Genomic DNA, 19,904 nt, shown 5'->3' with positions numbered 1-19,904 from the left:
GGAATAGGGTGTCGGGCTTAAGGCGTCTTGAGTTCCAGGCGGAAATCCACGGCCTTGGGCGTCGGGGCGATGGCCTGGATGAAGCTGGTCTGGGCGCCGTACATCATCTGGCTCTTCCAGACTTCTTCTTCGGCGACCGGGAACCCCTCGGGGCCGAGCCAGGCGAAGCGGTAGTAGAACGTCTTGTTGCTGTTGAGGGTGTTGGTCAACTGCACATTGACGGTCATGAAACCGTTTTCCCGGGCGACGCGCATGGCGCCGACAGCAATGTGTTTCTGCTGGCCCATGACCACGACCTTGCTCGCGGCGCTGCCCGGCTCCGGTGGTGGCGGGGTGGCGCAGCCGCTCGCCAACAGGGCGAGGGCGGCGACGGCGATGAGTTTGAAGCGCATGCAAAGACTCCGTTCTTAAGGTTGTTTGAGGCTGGCCACGGCGGTCTGGCCGGCGCTCGGGATCACGTGGGCGGCGACGCCAGCGGCGTATACCTGGTTGCCCACGGCGCGCAGGCTGATCACTTGATAACGCTGGTCGACGGTGACCTTGACCACCGAACCGCCCACGGCGCTCGGCAGACTGACTTGGTGTTCACCTTTCTTCAAGCGCAGACGCACCACTTGGGTGTTGTCCGGCAGCGTGCGCCACGTACGGGTATCGGCACCTTCCAGCACAGCTGAAGAAATACCGACCGCGAGGCCCGCCAGCGGGTTGGTTTCGTTGATCTTCTTCTGTGCCACACCTTTGGTGATCGCGCGCACGGTGGTGCGCACGATGATCCCCGGCATGTCATCACGCAGGGCGCGGCGGGACATGGCGGTGGTGCTGTTGAGCGCGGTCAGGTCGACTTGCTGGCCGTCGATACCAATCTGCGCGAACGGCGCGGTAGACGTGTCCGGCTTGATGATCGGGAACGACAGCGGGGTGATGACCACGTTGTTGGAAATCGGCAGTGGCAGCGGTACGCGGATCGAGTCGCGGGCCGGCGCCAGGCCGCTCTGCACCACGATCAGGATGTCGCTGTCGTCGCTCTTGCCCGGCTTGTCGAGGTTGACCAGCGCCTGCTCCAGCAGCGGGGTGTTCGGACGCAGTTCGGCAGCCTTGCGGTAGCCCGGCGCAGCCAGGTCTTTCTCGCCCAGGGCTTCATAGACGAAACCGGCCAGGTAATGGCTGAACGCACTCTGGTAGCTGTTTTTCAGGCTGACCACTTCCGGCGCGTCGAGGCTGGCGACCGGGTAGCCCTGCAAGTCCTTGTACTGGGTCTTGATGCCTTCTTTCTCGGCTTCCTCTTCGCTCTTGAGGTATTCCTTGTCGCGCAGGTCGGCGATCACCGCTTCGCGCTCGTGGGTCTTCTTGATCGCGGTGCGGGCGCCGTCGAAGTCGTTGACCGCCAGCAGGTTGAGGGCCATCTGCGTGGTCAGCATGACTTTTTCGTAGTCGTAGCCTTCGTAGCGACGCACCTTGTCGTTGACCAGGAAACTGCCGAACTGGGCCAGGTACTTGGCGCTGTCGAGCTTGACCGCGTCTTCCCACTGACCGACCACCTGGTCGGCGCTGCCCCAGGCGTTCTGGCTGCCGGACAGATCGCCCTTGGCGCGCAGCAACTCACCTTTCTCGAAGTAATAGAGCAGGTCTTTGTCCGGGCCGGTGTTGTTCTTTTCCAGCAAGGTCAGCGCGGCGTCGACGTTGCCGGAGGCCAGTTGCTGGTTGGTCTGGGCCAGTTCGGAATCGTAGTTGCGAAACGCCGAACAGCCGGACAGCAGAGTGACGGCGCTGAGCGCGATCAGTGTAGGAGCGCGGGATGCCATAGGGGGTACTTCTTCCCTGAGTGATGCAGCCGCGTGTGCTGGTCGGGCTGCTGGAACCGATCGGCAGTGGCTTGGCCTCCTGCCAATTCCTCATAAGCAGAGGAGCTTTAATGCCGCTTCGCGATAGCGAGGGCGCGGCATTATAAGCGGGCGGTGCTGGCTATGTAATAGCTTTTTAATTGCACCGGTTAGTTAGGTGCCATTAGTTATTTCGACGCGGATACCGACGCAGCGGGCGGTACATAGGCGTTGCCAATGTAGAAGGCCAGGTCGGCAAAGGCCCTCAGGTTGATCACTTGATGATCATGGTCAATGTTCACCGTAATCGCTGCGGTGCGCACCGCGTTGGGTACGCTGATGGTGTGCCGGCCCTTTTTCAGGCGCAGCCGCGCGACCAGCGTCCTGTCGGGCAGTGTGCGCCATGTGCGGGTGTCGGCTTCCTCGAAAGGATCTTCTCGGGTGACCACCAGCGAGGCTTTGGCTGGATTGCGCTGGTTTTCGTCGGCCTGGCCGATGGCGGCCATGTTGGCGCGGAACATCGCGGCCGAAATGATCGCCGGCATATCGTCGCGCAGGGTGCGCATGGCCATGTCGGCGACGCTGTTGATCGCGGTCAGCGGGCGCTTGCGACCGTCCAGCAGAAGGTGATCGAACGGCGGTGTCACGGTGTCGGGCACCAGCACCGGGAATGAAATCGGCGCAACGATCACCAACTGATCATTGAGTCGCACCGGGATCGGCACCTTGACCGAAACGCGCGCCGGAGCCAGACCGCTTTGCACGACAATCAGCACATCGCTTTCGTCAGCCTTGGCCGGCGGTTTGTCGAGTTCACGCAGCGGTTGTTCCAGAAAAGGGATATTGGGGCGCAGTTCGATCGCCTGTCGATAGCCTGCGGCGGCCAGCGCCCGTTCGCCCAGCGCTTCATAGGAAAACCCCGCCAGATAATGGCTGAACGCACTTTGATAGCCGTTTTTCAGCTCAATCACCGAGGGCGCGTCCAGGGTGGTCACCGGATAACCTTGCAGATCCTTGTAATGGATTCGGCTGCCTTGGGCCTTGGCCTGCTCTTCGACTGCTTCGTACTGCCGCTCGCGCTGGCTGGCGATCAGCGTTTCCCGCTCGTGGGTCTTCTTGATGTCGGCCCGCGCGCCGTCATAGTCGTTCACTGCCAGTTGGTTGAGCGCCATCTGTGTGGTCAGCATGACCTTTTCGTAGTCGTAACCGTCGTAGCGCTGCAGTTTGTTGTTGACCAGCATGATGCCCATTTCCCTGTTGAAGCGGTTGAGCAACTTCATCGGCGCGGAGGGCACCACTTCTTCGCGCTGGACAATCATCTGATCGGCGCTGCGCCAGGCCATCTGACTCTCCGGCAGGGCATTGCCGAGGCTGAGTACGGCGCCTTTTTCGAAGTAATACAGCAGATCCTTGCTTTCCCAGGGATTGTGCTGCTCGATCAGGTACAACGCGTTGTCGAGGTTGCCCGTCATCAACTGATCGTTGGTCTGCTGCATTTCCAGGTCGTAATTGCGGTAGGCGGCGCAATCACTCAGTTGCAGGATCGCGCCGAGCAACAGGGAGAAGAGCAGGCAGTGGCGCATGGCGACCGGATCATCCTTGAGCGAGAGGGTGGCGCATTATAGAGGGGGCGATGATAGCGATGTGCTCCGCAGCACCAAGAAAGCTTGAGCGAAACGTGCTCGACGTGAACAATATGTAACTTCGCATTTCCTCTTGAGACTCATTCATGACTGCCTCGTCCCGATTCCTGGCCTGGCTGGTGTTCCCGTTGTTTGCCCTGAGCAGCTTCAATCTGCTGGCCGACACCGTGGAAGGCGCGCCGCAAGCGCTGCACCTGCTCGATTACATCAGCGCTGACTACCCGCCAACGGTGGCCGCAGGCAAGGTTATCGACGATGCCGAATACCGCGAGCAACTGGAGTTCACCCAGGCGCTGCAAGGGTTGATTGCCGGCATGCCGGCCAAACCGGAGAAGGCCGGGCTGGAGCAGGGCGTCGCGGCGTTGTACGCGGCCATCAGCGGCAGACAGGACGGCGCCGAAGTCGCCCGTCAGGCCCGGCAGCTGGGGGCGAAACTGGCGGTGACCTACGAGGTCAGCCAGGCCCCGATCATCACGCCCGACCCGACTCGTGGCGCACCGCTCTACGCCCAGCATTGCTCGGTGTGCCACGGCGACAGCGGCGCCGGCGATGGCCCGGCGGGTGTCGGCATGAGTCCGGCGCCAGCCAATCTGCGTGACGCCGCGCGCCTGGATCACCTGAGCCTGTACGCGATCTACAACACCCTTGGCCAAGGCGTCGAAGGCACCGACATGCCGGCCTTCGCCGATCAACTGGACGATCGTCAGCGCTGGGACCTGGCGACCTACATCGCGCAGTTCAGCGCCGATCCGGCCACGCCGAAATCCGACAAGACCTACAACATCGCCGACCTGGCCCGCCAGACCCCGGCCGAAGTGCAGGCCGCCGAAGGCCCGCAGGCCGCTGCGCTCTTTCGCGCGCAACGGGCGCAGCCGCCGCAGGTCAAGCGTGGCCCGGCGCAGTTGCTCGACTACACCGCCGCGACCCTCGACAAGAGCCTCGCCGCGTACCGCGCCGGAGACCGTGATCAGGCCTATGACCTGTCGGTGGCGGCTTATCTGGAAGGCTTCGAACTGGTCGAAAGCTCGCTGGATAACGTCGACGCCAATGTGCGCAAGGACACTGAAAAGTCCCTGATGGCCTACCGGCAGTCGTTGCAGGACGGCCTGTCGGTGGCGCAGGCAGAAGAGCGTCTGGACGCGGCCAAGGCCAAGCTGAAAGAGTCCGCCGGCCTGTTGGGCAGCGATGGCTTGAGCTGGTCGCTGAGCTACATCTCCGGCCTGCTGATCCTGCTGCGCGAAGGCCTCGAAGCGATTCTGGTACTGGCGGCGATCCTCGCGTTTCTGCGCAACACCGGCCAGCAATCGGCGGTGCGCAGCGTCAACGTCGGCTGGGGCCTGGCGCTGCTGGCCGGCCTGGGCACCTGGGCGCTGGCGGCGTATGTGATCGATGTCAGCGGCTCCCAGCGTGAACTGCTCGAAGGCGCCACGGCGCTGTTTGCCAGCGTCATGGTGCTGTGGCTCGGGGTGTGGATGCACGACCGGCGGCATGCGGCGGCCTGGCAGGATTACATCAAGAAGAGCCTGGTCGGCGGTGGCGGGCGTTTCGGCTTCGCGATCCTGGCGTTCTTCTCGGTGTACCGCGAGCTGTTCGAAGTGATCCTGTTCTACGAAACCCTGTGGCTGCAGGCCGGTCCTGCCGGGCATAACGCGGTGCTGGCCGGTGGTGCGACGGCGCTGGTGCTGCTGATCGGTCTGGCGTGGGTGATCCTGCGCGGCTCGGCGAAACTGCCGCTGGCGCTGTTCTTCAGCATCAACGCGGCGCTGCTTTGCGCGCTGTCGGTGGTGTTTGCCGGTCACGGCGTGAAGGCGCTGCAGGAGGCCGGGATCTTCGGCACCCGTCCGGTGGCGTTCTTCGACTTCGAATGGCTGGGGATTCATGCCGATGCCTACTCGCTGTCGGCGCAGGCGGTGGCGATTGTTGCGATCATCGTGCTGTACGGTCGCAGCTGGGTGGCGGAAAAGCGCCGGGTGACGGCTTAACCGCATTCGCTGCGTTCACATTCGCGGGCAAGCCCGCTCCCACAGGTTCAACGATAATCTGTGGGAGCGGGCTTGCCCGCGACGTTTTCTGGAAGAGGAAAAATAGATGCGAGTCTGGATCGATGCCGATGCCTGCCCGAAGATGGCGAAGGAACTGGTGGTGAAGTTCGCGCTCAAGCGCCGGTTCGAGGTGGTGCTGGTGGCGGGTCAGCCGCAGAGCAAGCCGGCGCTGGCCATCGTCAAACTGATCGTGGTGCCCAGCGGCCCGGATGCGGCGGACGATTACCTGGTGGAACACGCGGTGCCTGGCGAGCTGGTGATTTGCAGCGACATTCCGCTGGCCGACCGTTTGGTGAAGAAGGGCGTGGCCGCGCTCGATCCCCGGGGCAAGGAGTTCGATGCGCAGAACATGGGCGAACGGCTGGCGGTACGCAACCTGTTCACCGATCTGCGTGAACAGGGCCAGGTCAGCGGCGGCCCGGCGCCGTTTGGCGAGCGCGAGAAGCAGGCGTTTGCCAATGCGCTGGACCGGATTCTGACCCGGCTGGCCCGCAATCCTTAGCTGATCGTTCCCACGCCGGGCACGGGAATGCTCTATTTGAAGATCAGGCGTCGTTTTCGTGGGTCAGTTCAAGCACCCGGTCGACCAGTTTGTTGATCCCCGAAGCCGCCTCGCTGATGCTCTTGGCCAGCATGTAGGCCGGGGTGGTGACCAGTTTGCGTGCCTTGTCTTCGATGATGTCGGTCACCGCACAGTCTTCGTGGGTGGCGCCCATCTTGTTCATGGCGGCGGCGGTGTCGCTGTCGTTGCCGATGGTGCAGGTCACGCCGGGGCCGTAGATCTTCGCCGCCAGCGCTGGCGAGATACAGAGCAGGCCCACCGGTTTGCCGGCTTCGGCAAACGCTTCGGCCAACGCCAGGACTTCAGGCTGGACGGTGCAGCCGGCGCCTTCGATGGCGAAGTTCGAGAGGTTCTTCGCCGCGCCGAAACCGCCGGGCACGATCAGCGCGTCGAAGTCTTCGACGTCGGCTTCGCGGATGTCCTTGACGTCCCCCCGGGCGATGCGCGCCGACTCCACCAGCACGTTGCGCGATTCGGGCATTTCCTTGCCGGTCAGGTGGTCGATTACGTGCAATTGCGCGATGTTGGGGGCGAAGCACTGCACCTGGGCGCCGCGCTGGTCGAGGCGCAGCAGGGTGATGACGCTTTCGTGGATCTCGGCGCCGTCGTACACGCCACAGCCGGACAGGATCACTGCAACTTTTTTGCTCATGAGCTTTTCTCCAGATTCATGGCGTTAAATGTCCACTAATTTGTCACTCGTTGCCATAGGGTTATTTCGCGGCTACACCTAGGATCTGTCCTCCAGGATTCCGATCAGGGCGCGTCATGGACTTCATTCTGTATGCGGTGCCGTTCTTCTTTGTATTGATCGCGGTAGAGCTGATCGCCGACCGTTGGCGCGGGGTGAGCAACTATCGCCTGGCCGATGCGGTGAACAGCATCAGCACGGGGGTGTTGTCGACCACCACCGGCCTGTTGACCAAGGGTGTGGGGCTGGTGACCTATGCGTTCGCCCTGGAGCACATGGCTCTGGTCAGGCTGCCGGCAGACAGCGTCTGGGTCTGGGTGTTTGCCTTCGTCTTCTACGACTTCTGCTATTACTGGCTGCACCGCATGGGCCATGAACGCAACATCCTCTGGGCCGCGCATTCGGTGCATCACCAGAGCGAGGATTACAACCTGTCGACGGCGCTGCGCCAGACCAGCACGGGGTTCCTGCTGAGCTGGATCTTCTACCTGCCGATGGCGCTGTTCGGCGTGCCGCTGCTGGTGTTCGTCAGCGTCGCGGCGCTGAACCTGCTGTACCAGTTCTGGGTGCATACCCGGCACATTCCCAAGCTCGGCTGGTTCGAGTGGTTCTTCGTTACGCCGTCCAATCATCGGGCTCACCATGCACAGAACGCTCTCTACATGGATCGCAACTACGGCGGGGTGTTCATTATTTGGGATCGGCTGTTCGGTTCGTTCCAGGAAGAGGACGACAACGAGCCGGTGATTTTCGGCGTGACCACGCCGCTGGCGAGCTGGAATCCGCTGTGGGCCAACCTGCAGTTCTATGCGCAGTTGTGGGCCGACGCGCGCCGGGCCGAAAGCAAGTGGGACAAAATCCGCATCTGGTTCATGCGCACCGGCTGGCGCCCGGCGGATGTCGCGGCGAAGTACCCGATGAGCAAGCCGGACCTGACTCAGTTCCGCAAATTCGAAGTGCCGCTGGACAGCCGCCAGCAGTGGTATGTGGCGGCGCAGTTCGGCGTCTATATTGCGCTGGGCAGCTACCTGATGAATCTGGAACACAGTCTGCCGACCGCCGCGCTGGTGCTCGGCTGGGGGGCGGTGGCGCTTGGTCTGTTCGTGCTGGGCGTGGCCCTGGAGAATCGCCCGTGGGCGTTGAAGGTGGAGCTGCTGCGGCTGGGGTCGAACCTGCCGCTGGTGTGGCTGGCGCCGCTGGTCGGGCTATGGCCGGCCAGCGCGGTGGCGTGGGTCGGCCTGCTCAGTTACAGCCTGCTCAGCGGGATTGGCCTGTATTGCTGTCGCCAGCGCCTTACTCGGCTGGCGTCTTAGGATCGGCAGCCTTGGCCAGTTCGGCTTTATGCCGTTCGGCCTTGGCGACCTGCGCGGCCTGTTCCTCTTCGTAGACCTTCTTCGCCAGCCGGGCGTTCTTGAACCGGCGGCGTAGCCACAGGCCCACGCCCAGTACCAGCAGCGCACCGAGTACCCACAGCTCGTACTTCTTGATGCTGCCGAGCATGCCTTCGAGCACCGCGCCGAAGTGGTAAGCGGCGGCGGCCAGCGCGGCGGCCCAGATTGCCGCGCCGATCCCGTTCAGCAACAGATAGCGTCCCGGTGGATAGCCCGAGAGGCCGATCGCCACCGGCATCACCGTGCGCAGGCCATAAACGAAGCGGAAGCTCAGTACCCAGATGTCCGGGTGCTTGCGGATGTGTTCCAGCGCCCGGTCGCCCATCATCTGCCAGCGCGGTTTGCGCGCCAGCAACTTGCGCCCGTGCTTGCGGCCGAGGAAGTACCACAGCTGATCGCCGGCGTAGCTGCCGAAGAACGCTACGACCACCACCAGATTGATGTCCATGTATCCACGGAACGCGAGGAAGCCCGCGAGCACCAGGATGGTTTCGCCTTCGAAGAATGTGCCGAGAAACAGGGCAAAGTAGCCGAAGTCATGCAGAAATTGTTGGAGCATTGTCTGGGTGCTGGCGAAATGAACGCGCAGCCTAACCCTTCGGACACATTCAGGAAAGTGTCGAAATGTGTCTCGACGTGAACATTTCCTACACGGACAATGGAATGCGGCTACGTGTCACGGGGGTGCGCCAGGTTGAGACATTTCTGTCACACGACCGTCATAATGGCCGTCTATAACTGTCACGCTCGCCCGTTTGCGCGGGCTCAGGAGTCTGCCGTGAGCTTTACCCCTGCCAATCGTCTGTTCCCTGCCACCCGCCTGCGTCGCAACCGCCGTGATGATTTTTCGCGTCGGCTGGTGCGGGAAAACGTGCTGACGGTCGATGACCTGATCCTGCCGGTGTTCGTGCTCGACGGTGAAAACCGCCGCGAAGCCGTCGCCTCGATGCCGGGCGTGGAGCGTCTGACCATCGACCTGCTGCTCGAAGAAGCGGCGAAATGGGTCGAACTGGGGATTCCGGCGCTGGCGCTGTTCCCGGTCACGCCTGCTGAACTCAAATCCCTCGACGCCGCTGAAGCCTGGAACCCCGAAGGCATCGCCCAGCGCGCCACCCGCGCGCTGCGTGAGCGCTTCCCGGAACTGGGCGTGATCACCGACGTCGCCCTCGACCCGTTCACCACCCATGGTCAGGACGGCATCCTCGATGAGAGCGGCTACGTCCAGAACGACATTACTGTCGATGCACTGGTTCGTCAGGCGCTGTCCCATGCCGCCGCCGGCGCCCAGGTCGTGGCCCCGTCGGACATGATGGACGGACGGATCCAGGCGATCCGCGAAGCCCTGGAACTGGCCGGTCACGTCAACGTGCGGATCATGGCTTACTCGGCCAAGTACGCCAGTGCCTATTACGGCCCGTTCCGCGATGCGGTGGGTTCGGCGGCGAATCTGGGCAAGGCGAACAAGGCTTCTTACCAGATGGACCCGGCCAACAGTGATGAAGCGCTGCACGAAGTGGGCGCGGATCTGTCTGAAGGCGCGGACATGGTGATGGTCAAACCGGGCATGCCGTACCTGGACATTCTGTTCCGGGTCAAAGATGCCTTCAAAGTGCCGACCTTCGTCTATCAGGTCAGCGGCGAATACGCCATGCATATGGCGGCGATCCAGAATGGCTGGTTGAGCGAAGGCGTGATCCTCGAATCCCTTACCGCCTTTAAACGTGCCGGTGCTGATGGCATCCTGACTTACTTTGCTGTCCGTGCCGCTCAATTGTTACGAGAGCAGAAATAGCCCTCCCAGGAACATTCGATGAATACCGAAGGACTCACTGAAGTTGCCGTAAAAGAAGCTCAACCCGTGGTCGAGCAGATTACCGAGACGCCACCGGAGCTGGAGCCAGCGCCACCCGCGCCGGTCACGGAGCCTGCGGCGGCCGCCCCGGCGATCGCGATTCCCGGCCTGGATGACAGCAGCCTGTATATCCATCGGGAATTGTCGCAACTGCAGTTCAACATCCGCGTGCTGGAACAGGCGCTGGACGAGTCCTACCCGTTGCTGGAGCGATTGAAGTTCCTGCTGATCTTCTCCAGCAACCTCGACGAATTCTTCGAGATCCGTGTCGCCGGCCTGAAGAAGCAGATCACCTTCGCCCGTGAACAGGCCGGCGCCGATGGCCTGCAACCGCATCAGGCGCTGGCGCGGATCAGCGAGCTGGTACACGGTCATGTCGACCGCCAGTACGCGATCCTCAACGACATCCTGCTGCCGGAACTGGAAAAGCATCAGATCCGCTTCATCCGTCGCCGCTACTGGACAACCAAGCTCAAGACCTGGGTACGCCGCTATTTCCGCGACGAGATCGCGCCGATCATCACCCCGATCGGTCTCGACCCGACGCACCCGTTCCCGTTGCTGGTGAACAAGAGCCTGAACTTCATCGTCGAACTCGAGGGTATCGACGCCTTCGGTCGCGACTCCGGTCTGGCGATCATCCCGGCGCCGCGTCTGTTGCCACGGATCATCAAGGTGCCGGAAGAAGTCGGCGGCCCGGGCGCCAACTATGTATTCCTGTCGTCGATGATCCACGCCCACGCCGATGACCTGTTCCAGGGCATGAAGGTCAAGGGCTGCTACCAGTTCCGCCTGACCCGGAACGCCGACCTGGCGCTCGACTCCGAAGACGTCGAAGACCTGGCCCGCGCCCTGCGTGGCGAGCTGTTCTCGCGGCGTTACGGTGACGCGGTGCGTCTGGAAGTCGCCGACACCTGCCCGAAACACCTCTCGGATTACCTGCTCAAGCAGTTCAACCTGAGCGAGACCGAGCTGTATCAGGTCAATGGCCCGGTCAACCTGACCCGCCTGTTCAGCATCACCGGCCTGGACAGTCACCCGGAGCTGCAACACGCGCCGTTCACCCCGCAGATCCCGAAACTGCTGCAAAACAGCGAGAACATTTTCAGCGTGGTCAGCAAGCAGGACATCCTCCTGCTGCACCCGTTCGAGTCGTTCACGCCGGTGGTCGATCTGCTGCGTCAGGCAGCGAAAGACCCGCATGTCCTGGCCGTGCGCCAGACCCTGTACCGTTCCGGCGCCAACTCGGAAATCGTCGATGCGCTGGTGGATGCCGCGCGTAACGGCAAGGAAGTCACGGCGGTCATCGAACTGCGCGCGCGGTTCGACGAAGAGTCCAACCTGCAACTGGCCAGCCGCCTGCAAGCGGCGGGCGCGGTGGTGATCTACGGCGTGGTCGGCTTCAAGACCCACGCCAAGATGATGCTGATCCTGCGTCGCGAGCAGGGCGAGATCGTCCGTTACGCGCACCTCGGCACCGGCAACTACCACGCCGGCAACGCCCGCCTGTACACCGACTACAGCCTGCTGACCTCCGACGACGCCTTGTGCGAAGACGTCGGCAAACTGTTCAGCCAGTTGATCGGCATGGGCAAGACGCTGCGCATGAAGAAGCTGCTGCATGCGCCGTTCACCCTGAAAAAGGGCATGCTCGACATGATCACCCGCGAGACGCAGTTTGCCCTCGACGGCAAACCGGCGCACATCATCGCCAAGTTCAACTCGCTGACCGATCCGAAGATCATCCGCGCGCTGTACAAGGCCAGCCAGTCCGGCGTGCGCATCGATCTGGTGGTGCGCGGCATGTGCTGCCTGCGTCCGGGCATCGCCGGGGTGTCGCACAACATTCATGTGCGCTCGATCATCGGCCGCTTCCTCGAACACACCCGCGTGTTCTACTTCCTCAACGGTGGCGAGGAGCAGATGTTCCTCTCCAGCGCCGACTGGATGGAGCGCAACCTCGACAAGCGCGTCGAGACTTGCTTCCCGGTCGAGGGCAAGAAGCTGCTGACCCGGGTCAAGAAAGAGCTGGAGCTGTACCTGACCGACAACACCCACAGCTGGAGCCTGCAATCGGACGGCCGCTACATCCGCAACACGCCGACCGGCAACCAGAACCCGCGCAGTGCGCAGGCGACGTTGCTGGAGCGGTTGGGGAGTCCGATTCTGCCGGTGAGCAGCTAAGGCCTCAAAGCCAAAAACCCCTCACCCTAACCCTCTCCCAGTGGGAGAGGGGACTGACGCCACATCGACCTGAGAACCTGAGTCGAGCTCAGGTTTGAAGAGCACCAAGATCGGCTCCCTCTCCCTCGGGAGAGGGCTGGGGTGAGGGGAAAGTTCACCTCCGTCCTCAAGTCGAACCCAATAAAAAAGGCGATCCCGACGGATCGCCTTTTTCATTCCCGGCCCGACTCAGTGAACCGTCAGGATGATCCCCACCCGCGTCAGCCACTCGGCCTCCAGCGCAAAATCGGCCTGGGTCAGTTGATTCTCATCCAGCCACTTCTCTGGAAACTCCACATCAAGGTTGTCGCCCTTGGCATGCAGCGCCACTTGTGGCATCGCCTGGATGCCCCGGATGTGGTGGAACAGGATGGCAAAGCGCAGCAGCACGCACAGACGGATCAGCTTGATGCCGTCGTCGCCGAACTCGGCGAATTTGTCCTTGGGAATGTTGCGGCGGTGGCCGCGTACCAGCAATGCGAGCATCTGCTGGTCTTCGCGGGAGAAACCGGCCAGGTCGGAGTGCTCGATCAGGTAGGCGCCGTGCTTGTGGTAGTGATAGTGCGCGATGTCGAGGCCGACCTCGTGCACTTTCGCCGCCCAGCCCAGCAGTTCGCGCCAGATGCCGTCATCCAGCTCCCAATCCACGGCAACTTGATCAAAGGCATGCAGCGCCTTGCGCTCGACCCGGATCGCCTGCTCCTGATCGACGTGATAACGCTCCGTCAACGAGGTCAGGGTGCGTTCGCGTACGTCTTCGTGGTGATGGCGGCCGAGCAGGTCATAGAGCACGCCTTCGCGCAGTGCACCTTCGCAGTGATCCATGCGTTGCAGTTCGAGGGCGTCGAAGATCGCTTCGAGAATCGCCAGGCCCGCCGGGAAAATCGCCCGGCGGTCCGGCTTGATGCCTTCGAAATCGATCTTGTCGACATCGCCCAGCTTGAACAGCCGGCGCTTGAGCCAGGCCAGGCCTTCGGCGTTCACTTCGCCGCTGCCATGGCCGCCGGCCTTCAGCGCCAGGCCGATGGCGCGGATGGTGCCCGAGGAGCCGATGGCTTCATCCCAGGTCAGGCGGTGCAGGGCATGCTCGATGCTCATGATCTCCAGCCGCGCCGCCGTATATGCCTGGGCGTAGCGGGCCGGGGTGATCTTGCCGTCCTTGAAGTAGCGCTGGGTGAAGCTGACGCAGCCCATTTGCAGGCTTTCGCGCAGCAGCGGCTCGAAGCGCTGGCCGATGATGAATTCGGTACTGCCGCCGCCGATGTCGGCGACCAGGCGTTTGCCGGGGGTGTCGGCGAGGGTGTGGGACACGCCAAGGTAGATCAGGCGCGCCTCTTCACGGCCGGAGATGACCTCCACCGGATGGCCGAGGATTTCTTCGGCGCGGTGGATGAACTCCAGGCGGTTGCGGGCTTCACGCAGGGCGTTGGTGCCGACGATCCGCACGGCGCCCAGAGGCATGCCGTTGATCAGCTGGGCAAAACGCTTGAGGCAGTCGAGCCCGCGTTGCATGGATTCTTCGTTGAGATGACGCTCATCGTCGATGCCGGCGGCCAGCTGAACCTTCTCCCCGAGACGCTCGAGAATACGGATTTCGCCGTTCTGGGCCTTGGCCACGACCATATGGAAGCTGTTGGAGCCCAGGTCGATTGCGGCGATCAGGGACAGATTCTTGGCTTGGGATTGCGGCATGGTCAGGGGGTCTCGGTCGATAACCCCGACATCGTGCCACGATCAAACGCCGCCGCCAACGCGCACGGTTCAAACCCTTGATCTTGCGCAGGAAAGCCTGCGCCCGTTGCGCGCTCACCCCCGAGCAAGCCCGGTCGCTGATGCACACAGCGCCCGTGTGGCAGCGGGCGTGCCCGCGAAGAGGCCATCACAGGCAGAGAAAACCCCTCAGGCTGTCGCCTCCACCGTGCCAATAAAATTCGCCAGCTCCGCTGTCTGCGGACGGGCAAACAACACCTTCGGATCGCCCACTTCATGCACTTTGCCGTGATGCATGAACACCAGTTTGTCCCCGACCTCCCGGGCAAAGCGCATTTCGTGGGTGACCATGATCAGCGTCATGCCTTCCTTCGCCAGTTGCCGTACCACGCTGAGCACTTCATTGACCAGCTCCGGGTCGAGCGCCGAAGTGATCTCGTCGCACAGCAACACCTTGGGCGACATCGCCAGCGCCCGGGCGATCGCTACCCGCTGCTGCTGGCCGCCGGAGAGCCGATCCGGGAAGGCGTCGAACTTCTCCCCCAGCCCGACCCGTTCGAGCATCCGCCGCGCCAGCTCGGCTGCCTTGGTTTTCGGCACTTTCTGCACCACTTGCGGGGCGAGCATCACGTTTTCGCCGACGGTCAGGTGCGGAAACAGGTTGAACTGCTGGAACACCATGCCGACTTTCTGCCGCAGGCTGCGCAGGTCGGCGCGGGCCGCGTCGAGGTATTCGCCGTCGACTTCGATCACCCCGTCGTTGATCGACTCCAGGCCATTGAGGGTGCGCAGCAGGGTGGATTTGCCCGAGCCGCTGCGGCCGATGATCGCCACCACCTGGCCTTCCTCCACGCTCAGGTCGATGCCTTTGAGGACATGGTGGTCGCCGTAATATTTATGCAGGGCGGAAATTCTAAGCAGAGGCATGCAGTCTCCTTTCCAGGTAGCGCGCACTGAGGGACAAGGGGTAGCAGAGCAGGAAATAGCCGAGGGCGACGAGGCCGTAGACCATGAACGGTTCGAAGGTGGCGTTGGCGAGCATGCCGCCGGTCTTGGTCAGTTCGGTGAAGCCGATGATCGAGGTCACCGCCGTGCCTTTGACCACTTGCACCGAGAAGCCCACGGTCGGCGCCACGGCGATGCGCAGGGCTTGCGGCAGGATCACGTAGCGCAGTTGCTCCAGCGGATACATCGCCAGGCTCGACGAGGCCTCCCACTGACCGTGGGGAATCGCCTCGACGCAACCGCGCCAGATCTCCGCCAGATACGCGCTGGTGAACAGCGTCAGGGCAATCGCCGCCGCCATCCACGGTGAAATCTCCACTCCGGCCAGCGCCACGCCGAAGAACACCAGAAACAGTTGCATCAGCAACGGCGTGCCCTGGAACAGTTCAATCCAGGTGCGGGCCAGGTAGCGGCTCGCGGGATTTTTCGAGATGCGCATGATCAGAATCAGCAAGCCGACGAGCCCGCCGCCGATGAACGCCACCAGCGACAGGGCCAGCGTCCATTGCAGGCCGGTCAGCAGGTTGCGCAGGATGTCCCAGAAGGTGAAGTCGCTCATTGGCTGTTCCTGGCGATGAAGCGTTGGCCGAACCAGTTCAGCAACTGGCGGATCAGCAGCGCCATGCACAAATAAAGGAGGGTGGTCAGGGCGTAGGTTTCAAAGGCGCGGAAATTGCGCGACTGAATGAAGTTGGCGGCGAAGCTCAACTCTTCGGTGGCGATCTGCGAACACACCGCCGAGCCGAGCATGACGATGATGATCTGGCTGCTCAGGGCAGGCCAGACCTTGCCCAGCGCCGGCAGCAAAACCACATGGCGAAACGCTTCGAAACGGCTCATCGCCAGCGCCGCTGCGGCTTCCAGTTGTCCACGCGGAATCGCCTGGATGCCGGCGCGGATGATTTCGGTCGAGTACGCGCCGAGGTTGACCACCATCGCCAGCACGGCCGCCTGCCACTCGGAAATCTGCACGCCGAGGGAAGGCAAGCCGAAAAAGATGAAAAACAGCTGCACCAGAAACGGCGTGTTGCGGATCAATTCGACGTAGACCCCGAAGATCGCCGAGAACGGGCGGATGTTCCACGCCCGCACCAGGGCCCCGACGATGCCCAGGCCCACCCCGAGCAGCGCGCCGATGGCCGTCAGCTCCAGGGTGAACAGCGCCCCGTGCAGCAGCAGGCCGGTGTTGTCCAGCACTGGCGAAAAATCAAACTGATAAGCCATGCGATGTCTCCCGCGCGCCCGTTCAGAGATCGGCCGGCAGCGGTTCTTTCAGCCAGGTCCGGGCGTTTTTCTCCAGCGCGCCGTCAGCCCTGGCGGTGGTCAGGATATCGTTCACCTTGCCCAGCAGCGCCGGCTCGTTCTTGTTCACACCGACGTAGACCGGGGAGTCCTTGAGCTTCACTTTCAGCGCCGGAACGCGTTTCGGGTTCTTCTCGCTGATTGCCACCATCACCACGTTGCCGCTGGCGATCAGGTCGACTTGTCCTGCAAGGTAGGCGGCGATGGTCGAGTTGTTGTCCTCGAAGCGCTTGATGGTCACGCCTTCGGGGGCGACTTTGGTGAGTTCGATGTCTTCGATGGCGCCACGGGTGACGCTGATGGTCTTGCCTTTCAGATCGTCCAGAGTGGCGACCGCCGCGTCCGGCGGGCCGAACACGGCGAGGTAGAACGGCGCGTAGGCGCGGGAGAAGTCGATGACTTTCTCGCGCTCCGGATTCTTGCCGAGGCTGGAAATCACCAGATCGACCTTGCCGGTGGTCAGGAACGGGATGCGGTTGGTGCTGTTGACCGGGGTCAGCTCGAGTTTGACCTTGAGTTGCTCGGCCAGCAGTTTCGCGGTGTCGATGTCCAGGCCGCGAGGCTGCATGTCCGGGCCGACCGAGCCGAACGGCGGGAAGTCCTGCGGCACCGCGACTTTCAGGGTGCCGCGCTTGATGACGTCATCCAGGCTGTCGGCGTGGGCGGGAACCTGGCTGAGCATCAGGCCGGCAAACAGGGCGGCGAGGAGGGCGCGGTAACGCTGGGTCATGGCAAATCTCCGGATCGGCGGAAGTGATTTCTGCGATCGGACAGAGCATGGGCCATGCCAACAGGCGCCTTTCTCAGCGGCAGGCCACGGGTTTGGCGGGTTTGTTCGGTCTTACTGGTCTGAACAGTCCATCCGGTTTTCGCACTCCGATAGCGCATCTGCCGCCGTTGCCGATCCCCCGTGGGGCACGACTTGCCGGGCGTGGCGAATAGCTTTACAACTAGCCGCACATTGGCCTGGCTCGTCTGGAAAACCATGAACTCGATCTCCCGCGCCGTACCCGAAGTGGCGCTGCAAGCGATCCGCAAACTGATTACCGAGCAGGGTTTCGGTCCGGGTGATGCGCTGCCTTCGCAGCGGGATCTGGCGCTGCAACTGGGGGTCAGCCGGGCATCGCTGCGTGAAGCCTTGTCGTCGCTGAGTGCGCTGGGCGTGGTCAGCATTCAGCCGGGCAAGGGTGTGTTCGTGCAGTCGCCGGTGGACTTGCCGCCAGGCGACAGCGCGCCAGCCTGGCCGTTTGCGACCCAGGCCTCGCCGCTGGAAATCTTCCAGTTGCGCTACGCGCTGGAAGGGTTCGCGGCCGGGTTGACGGCGTTGACGCTAAGCACCAACGATCTGGATGAACTGGAAGACAACGTCGCCGCCATGCGCGAGCAGTTGCGCGGCGGCGACTTCGAGGCAGCGGCGAAACTGGATTTCGAATTCCACCGGCGGATCCTGCTCGCCAGCGGCAATCAGGCGATGTTGAGCATCCTCACCGCCAGCGCCGACATCTTTCTGGAAAGCCAGAAACTACCGTTCATCCGCGCCGAGCGGGCGATGGAAACCTGGCAGGAACATCGCAAGATCCTCCGCGCCCTGGCTCGCCGGGCCTCGGCGGCAGCACAGAAAGCCATGCAGGAACACGTGCGCAACGCCGCCCTGCGCACCGGAATCGCCTTCATCGCCCCCGCCGGCGCGTGACTTGAGCTATACCCAGACTCATGGGGCGCCATAGCAAGACTCAATCATCTGCGGCTTCCTGAACAGGGGAAGGGCGGCTATGATGGGCCACGTTTTTTTGCTTACAACCTGGAGAATTCCATGAGCAGCGATCTGATCAAACACGTTAGCGACGCTAGCTTCGAAGCTGACGTACTCAAGGCCGAAGGCGCTGTCCTGGTCGACTACTGGGCTGAATGGTGCGGCCCTTGCAAAATGATCGCTCCGGTTCTGGACGAGATTGCCGAGACTTACAAAGGCAAGCTGACCGTTGCCAAGCTGAACATCGACGAGAACCAGGAAACCCCGGCCAAGCACGGCGTACGTGGTATCCCGACCCTGATGCTGTTCAAGAACGGCAACGTTGAAGCGACCAAGGTCGGCGCTCTGTCGAAGTCGCAACTGGCTGCTTTCCTCGACGCCAACATCTGAGCGTCGCTGTAAAGTGTGCTGAAAAAAGCCCCGCAAATCGCGGGGCTTTTTGCGTATTCAGGGCTAGACGCTCCGAAATCCAGGTGGTACATTCGGCCCCGCACTGGTTTCTCCACTGCCCCCTGCAAGCCGTCGCCGACGCACTCCTTTCGAACAAGTACGCGATCCTGTCGCCTTCTCCGCGGCGCGGCCTCATTAAGCCAAAAGCTTAATTTCCCCCCCTCCATAAATGATTACGTCATTCCTATATGAATCTGACTGAACTCAAGCAAAAGCCGATTACCGAACTGCTCGAATTGGCCGAACAGATGGGCATAGAAAATATGGCCCGTTCGCGCAAGCAGGACGTGATTTTCTCCCTGCTGAAAAAGCACGCTAAAAGCGGCGAGGAAATCTCCGGTGATGGCGTGCTGGAGATTCTCCAGGACGGCTTCGGCTTCCTGCGCTCCGCTGACGCTTCCTATCTCGCCGGCCCTGATGACATCTACGTCTCGCCGAGCCAGATCCGCCGTTTCAACTTGCGCACCGGTGACACCATCGTTGGCAAGATCCGCCCTCCGAAGGAAGGCGAGCGGTACTTCGCCCTGCTCAAGGTCGACACGATCAACTTCGATCGTCCGGAGAACGCGAAGAACAAGATTCTCTTCGAGAACCTGACCCCGCTGTTCCCGAACGTGCGCATGAAGATGGAAGCCGGTAACGGTTCCACCGAAGACCTGACCGGTCGTGTGATCGACCTGTGCGCGCCGATCGGCAAGGGCCAGCGTGGCCTGATCGTCGCACCGCCGAAGGCCGGTAAAACGATCATGCTGCAAAACATCGCCGCGAATATCGCGCGTAACAATCCTGAAGTTCACCTGATCGTGCTGTTGATCGACGAGCGTCCGGAAGAAGTGACCGAAATGCAGCGCACCGTGCGCGGCGAAGTGGTTGCCTCGACCTTCGACGAGCCGCCGACCCGTCACGTACAGGTAGCTGAAATGGTGATCGAGAAGGCCAAGCGCCTGGTCGAACACAAGAAAGACGTGGTGATCCTGCTCGACTCCATCACCCGTCTGGCCCGCGCCTACAACACCGTGATCCCGAGCTCCGGCAAGGTGCTGACCGGTGGTGTCGATGCCCACGCCCTGGAGAAACCGAAGCGTTTCTTCGGCGCCGCGCGCAACATCGAAGAAGGCGGCTCGCTGACCATTATCGCCACCGCGCTGGTTGAAACCGGCTCGAAGATGGACGAAGTGATCTACGAAGAGTTCAAGGGGACCGGCAACATGGAACTGCCTCTGGATCGCAAGATCGCCGAGAAGCGCGTGTTCCCGGCGATCAACATCAACCGTTCCGGCACCCGCCGCGAAGAGTTGCTGACCGCCGACGACGAACTGCAGCGCATGTGGATCCTGCGCAAGCTGCTGCACCCGATGGACGAAGTTGCCGCCATCGAGTTCCTGGTCGACAAGCTGAAAACGACCAAGACCAACGACGAGTTCTTCCTGTCGATGAAGCGCAAGTAATCGCGTCGGTTG

Annotated in this window: 18 protein-coding genes; 8 read left to right on the top strand and 10 right to left on the bottom strand. The window is 62.3% G+C overall.

Features of this window, described 5'->3' with window-relative positions:
* Positions 1–17 precede the first annotated feature (17 nt).
* The 3 genes from N8H74_RS01830 to N8H74_RS01820 all read right to left on the bottom strand — a co-directional run bounded on the left by N8H74_RS01830 (position 18) and on the right by N8H74_RS01820 (position 3,403).
* On the bottom strand, positions 18–392 hold the full coding sequence (locus tag N8H74_RS01830; protein ID WP_217829294.1) for a YcfL family protein: 375 nt from the start codon (positions 390–392) through the stop codon (positions 18–20).
* Positions 393–407: 15 nt separating this feature from the next.
* Positions 408–1,802: a hypothetical protein gene (locus N8H74_RS01825; protein ID WP_262145989.1), complete on the bottom strand. Its 1,395-nt coding sequence runs from the start codon at positions 1,800–1,802 to the stop codon at positions 408–410.
* Between the two features lie 206 nt (positions 1,803–2,008).
* The gene (locus tag N8H74_RS01820; RefSeq protein ID WP_262145988.1) at positions 2,009–3,403 is read right to left on the bottom strand and encodes a hypothetical protein; all 1,395 of its coding nucleotides are present in this window, start codon (positions 3,401–3,403) and stop codon (positions 2,009–2,011) included.
* Positions 3,404–3,549: 146 nt separating this feature from the next.
* Between N8H74_RS01820 and N8H74_RS01815 the strand changes: the two genes are divergently transcribed.
* Both N8H74_RS01815 and N8H74_RS01810 read left to right on the top strand, forming a co-directional pair.
* Entirely contained in the window at positions 3,550–5,445 is a 1,896-nt protein-coding gene (locus N8H74_RS01815; protein WP_262145987.1) for an FTR1 family protein, read from the top strand.
* 106 nt (positions 5,446–5,551) lie between these two features.
* Positions 5,552–6,007 carry a YaiI/YqxD family protein gene (locus N8H74_RS01810; protein WP_262145986.1) on the top strand — a complete coding sequence of 152 codons (456 nt, stop codon included), beginning with the start codon at positions 5,552–5,554 and terminating at the stop codon, positions 6,005–6,007.
* A 43-nt stretch (positions 6,008–6,050) separates the two neighbouring features.
* Here the strand turns inward: N8H74_RS01810 and elbB are convergent, their stop codons facing one another.
* The gene (gene elbB, locus N8H74_RS01805; RefSeq protein WP_217829299.1) at positions 6,051–6,719 is read right to left on the bottom strand and encodes an isoprenoid biosynthesis glyoxalase ElbB; all 669 of its coding nucleotides are present in this window, start codon (positions 6,717–6,719) and stop codon (positions 6,051–6,053) included.
* Between the two features lie 116 nt (positions 6,720–6,835).
* Between elbB and N8H74_RS01800 the strand changes: the two genes are divergently transcribed.
* Positions 6,836–8,071 carry a sterol desaturase family protein gene (locus N8H74_RS01800; protein ID WP_262145985.1) on the top strand — a complete coding sequence of 412 codons (1,236 nt, stop codon included), beginning with the start codon at positions 6,836–6,838 and terminating at the stop codon, positions 8,069–8,071.
* On the opposite strand, the gene N8H74_RS01795 is transcribed toward N8H74_RS01800, so the two are convergent.
* Positions 8,052–8,708: a DedA family protein gene (locus N8H74_RS01795; RefSeq protein ID WP_262145984.1), complete on the bottom strand. Its 657-nt coding sequence runs from the start codon at positions 8,706–8,708 to the stop codon at positions 8,052–8,054. The genes N8H74_RS01800 and N8H74_RS01795 overlap by 20 nt on opposite strands.
* Before the next feature lie 219 nt (positions 8,709–8,927).
* Between N8H74_RS01795 and hemB the strand changes: the two genes are divergently transcribed.
* Positions 8,928–9,941: a porphobilinogen synthase gene (gene hemB / locus N8H74_RS01790; RefSeq protein WP_262145983.1), complete on the top strand. Its 1,014-nt coding sequence runs from the start codon at positions 8,928–8,930 to the stop codon at positions 9,939–9,941.
* Positions 9,942–9,959: 18 nt separating this feature from the next.
* On the top strand, positions 9,960–12,185 hold the full coding sequence (ppk1, locus tag N8H74_RS01785) for a polyphosphate kinase 1 (RefSeq protein ID WP_217829303.1): 2,226 nt from the start codon (positions 9,960–9,962) through the stop codon (positions 12,183–12,185).
* A gap of 228 nt (positions 12,186–12,413) precedes the next feature.
* On the opposite strand, the gene ppx is transcribed toward ppk1, so the two are convergent.
* The 5 genes from ppx to N8H74_RS01760 all read right to left on the bottom strand — a co-directional run bounded on the left by ppx (position 12,414) and on the right by N8H74_RS01760 (position 16,971).
* Entirely contained in the window at positions 12,414–13,916 is a 1,503-nt protein-coding gene (gene ppx / locus N8H74_RS01780; RefSeq protein ID WP_262145981.1) for an exopolyphosphatase, read from the bottom strand.
* A 207-nt stretch (positions 13,917–14,123) separates the two neighbouring features.
* Complete coding sequence (locus N8H74_RS01775) at positions 14,124–14,861, bottom strand: amino acid ABC transporter ATP-binding protein (protein ID WP_262145980.1); 738 nt, start codon at positions 14,859–14,861, stop codon at positions 14,124–14,126.
* Positions 14,848–15,498: an amino acid ABC transporter permease gene (locus N8H74_RS01770; protein WP_262145978.1), complete on the bottom strand. Its 651-nt coding sequence runs from the start codon at positions 15,496–15,498 to the stop codon at positions 14,848–14,850. The genes N8H74_RS01775 and N8H74_RS01770 overlap by 14 nt, the downstream gene beginning before the upstream one ends.
* A complete protein-coding gene (locus tag N8H74_RS01765; RefSeq protein ID WP_262145976.1) occupies positions 15,495–16,163 on the bottom strand; it encodes an amino acid ABC transporter permease in 669 nt (222 codons plus the stop codon). The genes N8H74_RS01770 and N8H74_RS01765 overlap by 4 nt, the downstream gene beginning before the upstream one ends.
* Before the next feature lie 22 nt (positions 16,164–16,185).
* Positions 16,186–16,971, bottom strand: a complete 786-nt coding sequence (locus N8H74_RS01760; protein ID WP_217829308.1) for a transporter substrate-binding domain-containing protein — start codon at positions 16,969–16,971, stop codon at positions 16,186–16,188.
* Positions 16,972–17,226: 255 nt separating this feature from the next.
* Here N8H74_RS01760 and N8H74_RS01755 point away from each other — a divergent pair, with 255 nt between their 5' ends.
* From N8H74_RS01755 to rho, 3 genes are all read left to right on the top strand, one after another.
* The gene (locus N8H74_RS01755) at positions 17,227–17,934 is read left to right on the top strand and encodes an FCD domain-containing protein (protein ID WP_262145975.1); all 708 of its coding nucleotides are present in this window, start codon (positions 17,227–17,229) and stop codon (positions 17,932–17,934) included.
* 120 nt (positions 17,935–18,054) lie between these two features.
* Complete coding sequence (gene trxA / locus N8H74_RS01750; protein ID WP_003206727.1) at positions 18,055–18,384, top strand: thioredoxin TrxA; 330 nt, start codon at positions 18,055–18,057, stop codon at positions 18,382–18,384.
* A gap of 248 nt (positions 18,385–18,632) precedes the next feature.
* Positions 18,633–19,892, top strand: coding sequence for a transcription termination factor Rho (gene rho / locus N8H74_RS01745; protein WP_217829310.1), 1,260 nt, complete (start codon positions 18,633–18,635; stop codon positions 19,890–19,892).
* The last annotated feature ends 12 nt before the right edge of the window (positions 19,893–19,904 follow it).

The organism is Pseudomonas sp. B2M1-30 (assembly GCF_025447575.1).
Lineage (GTDB): Bacteria > Pseudomonadota > Gammaproteobacteria > Pseudomonadales > Pseudomonadaceae > Aquipseudomonas > Aquipseudomonas botevensis.
This window is presented reverse-complemented; position numbering and strand designations above follow the sequence as displayed.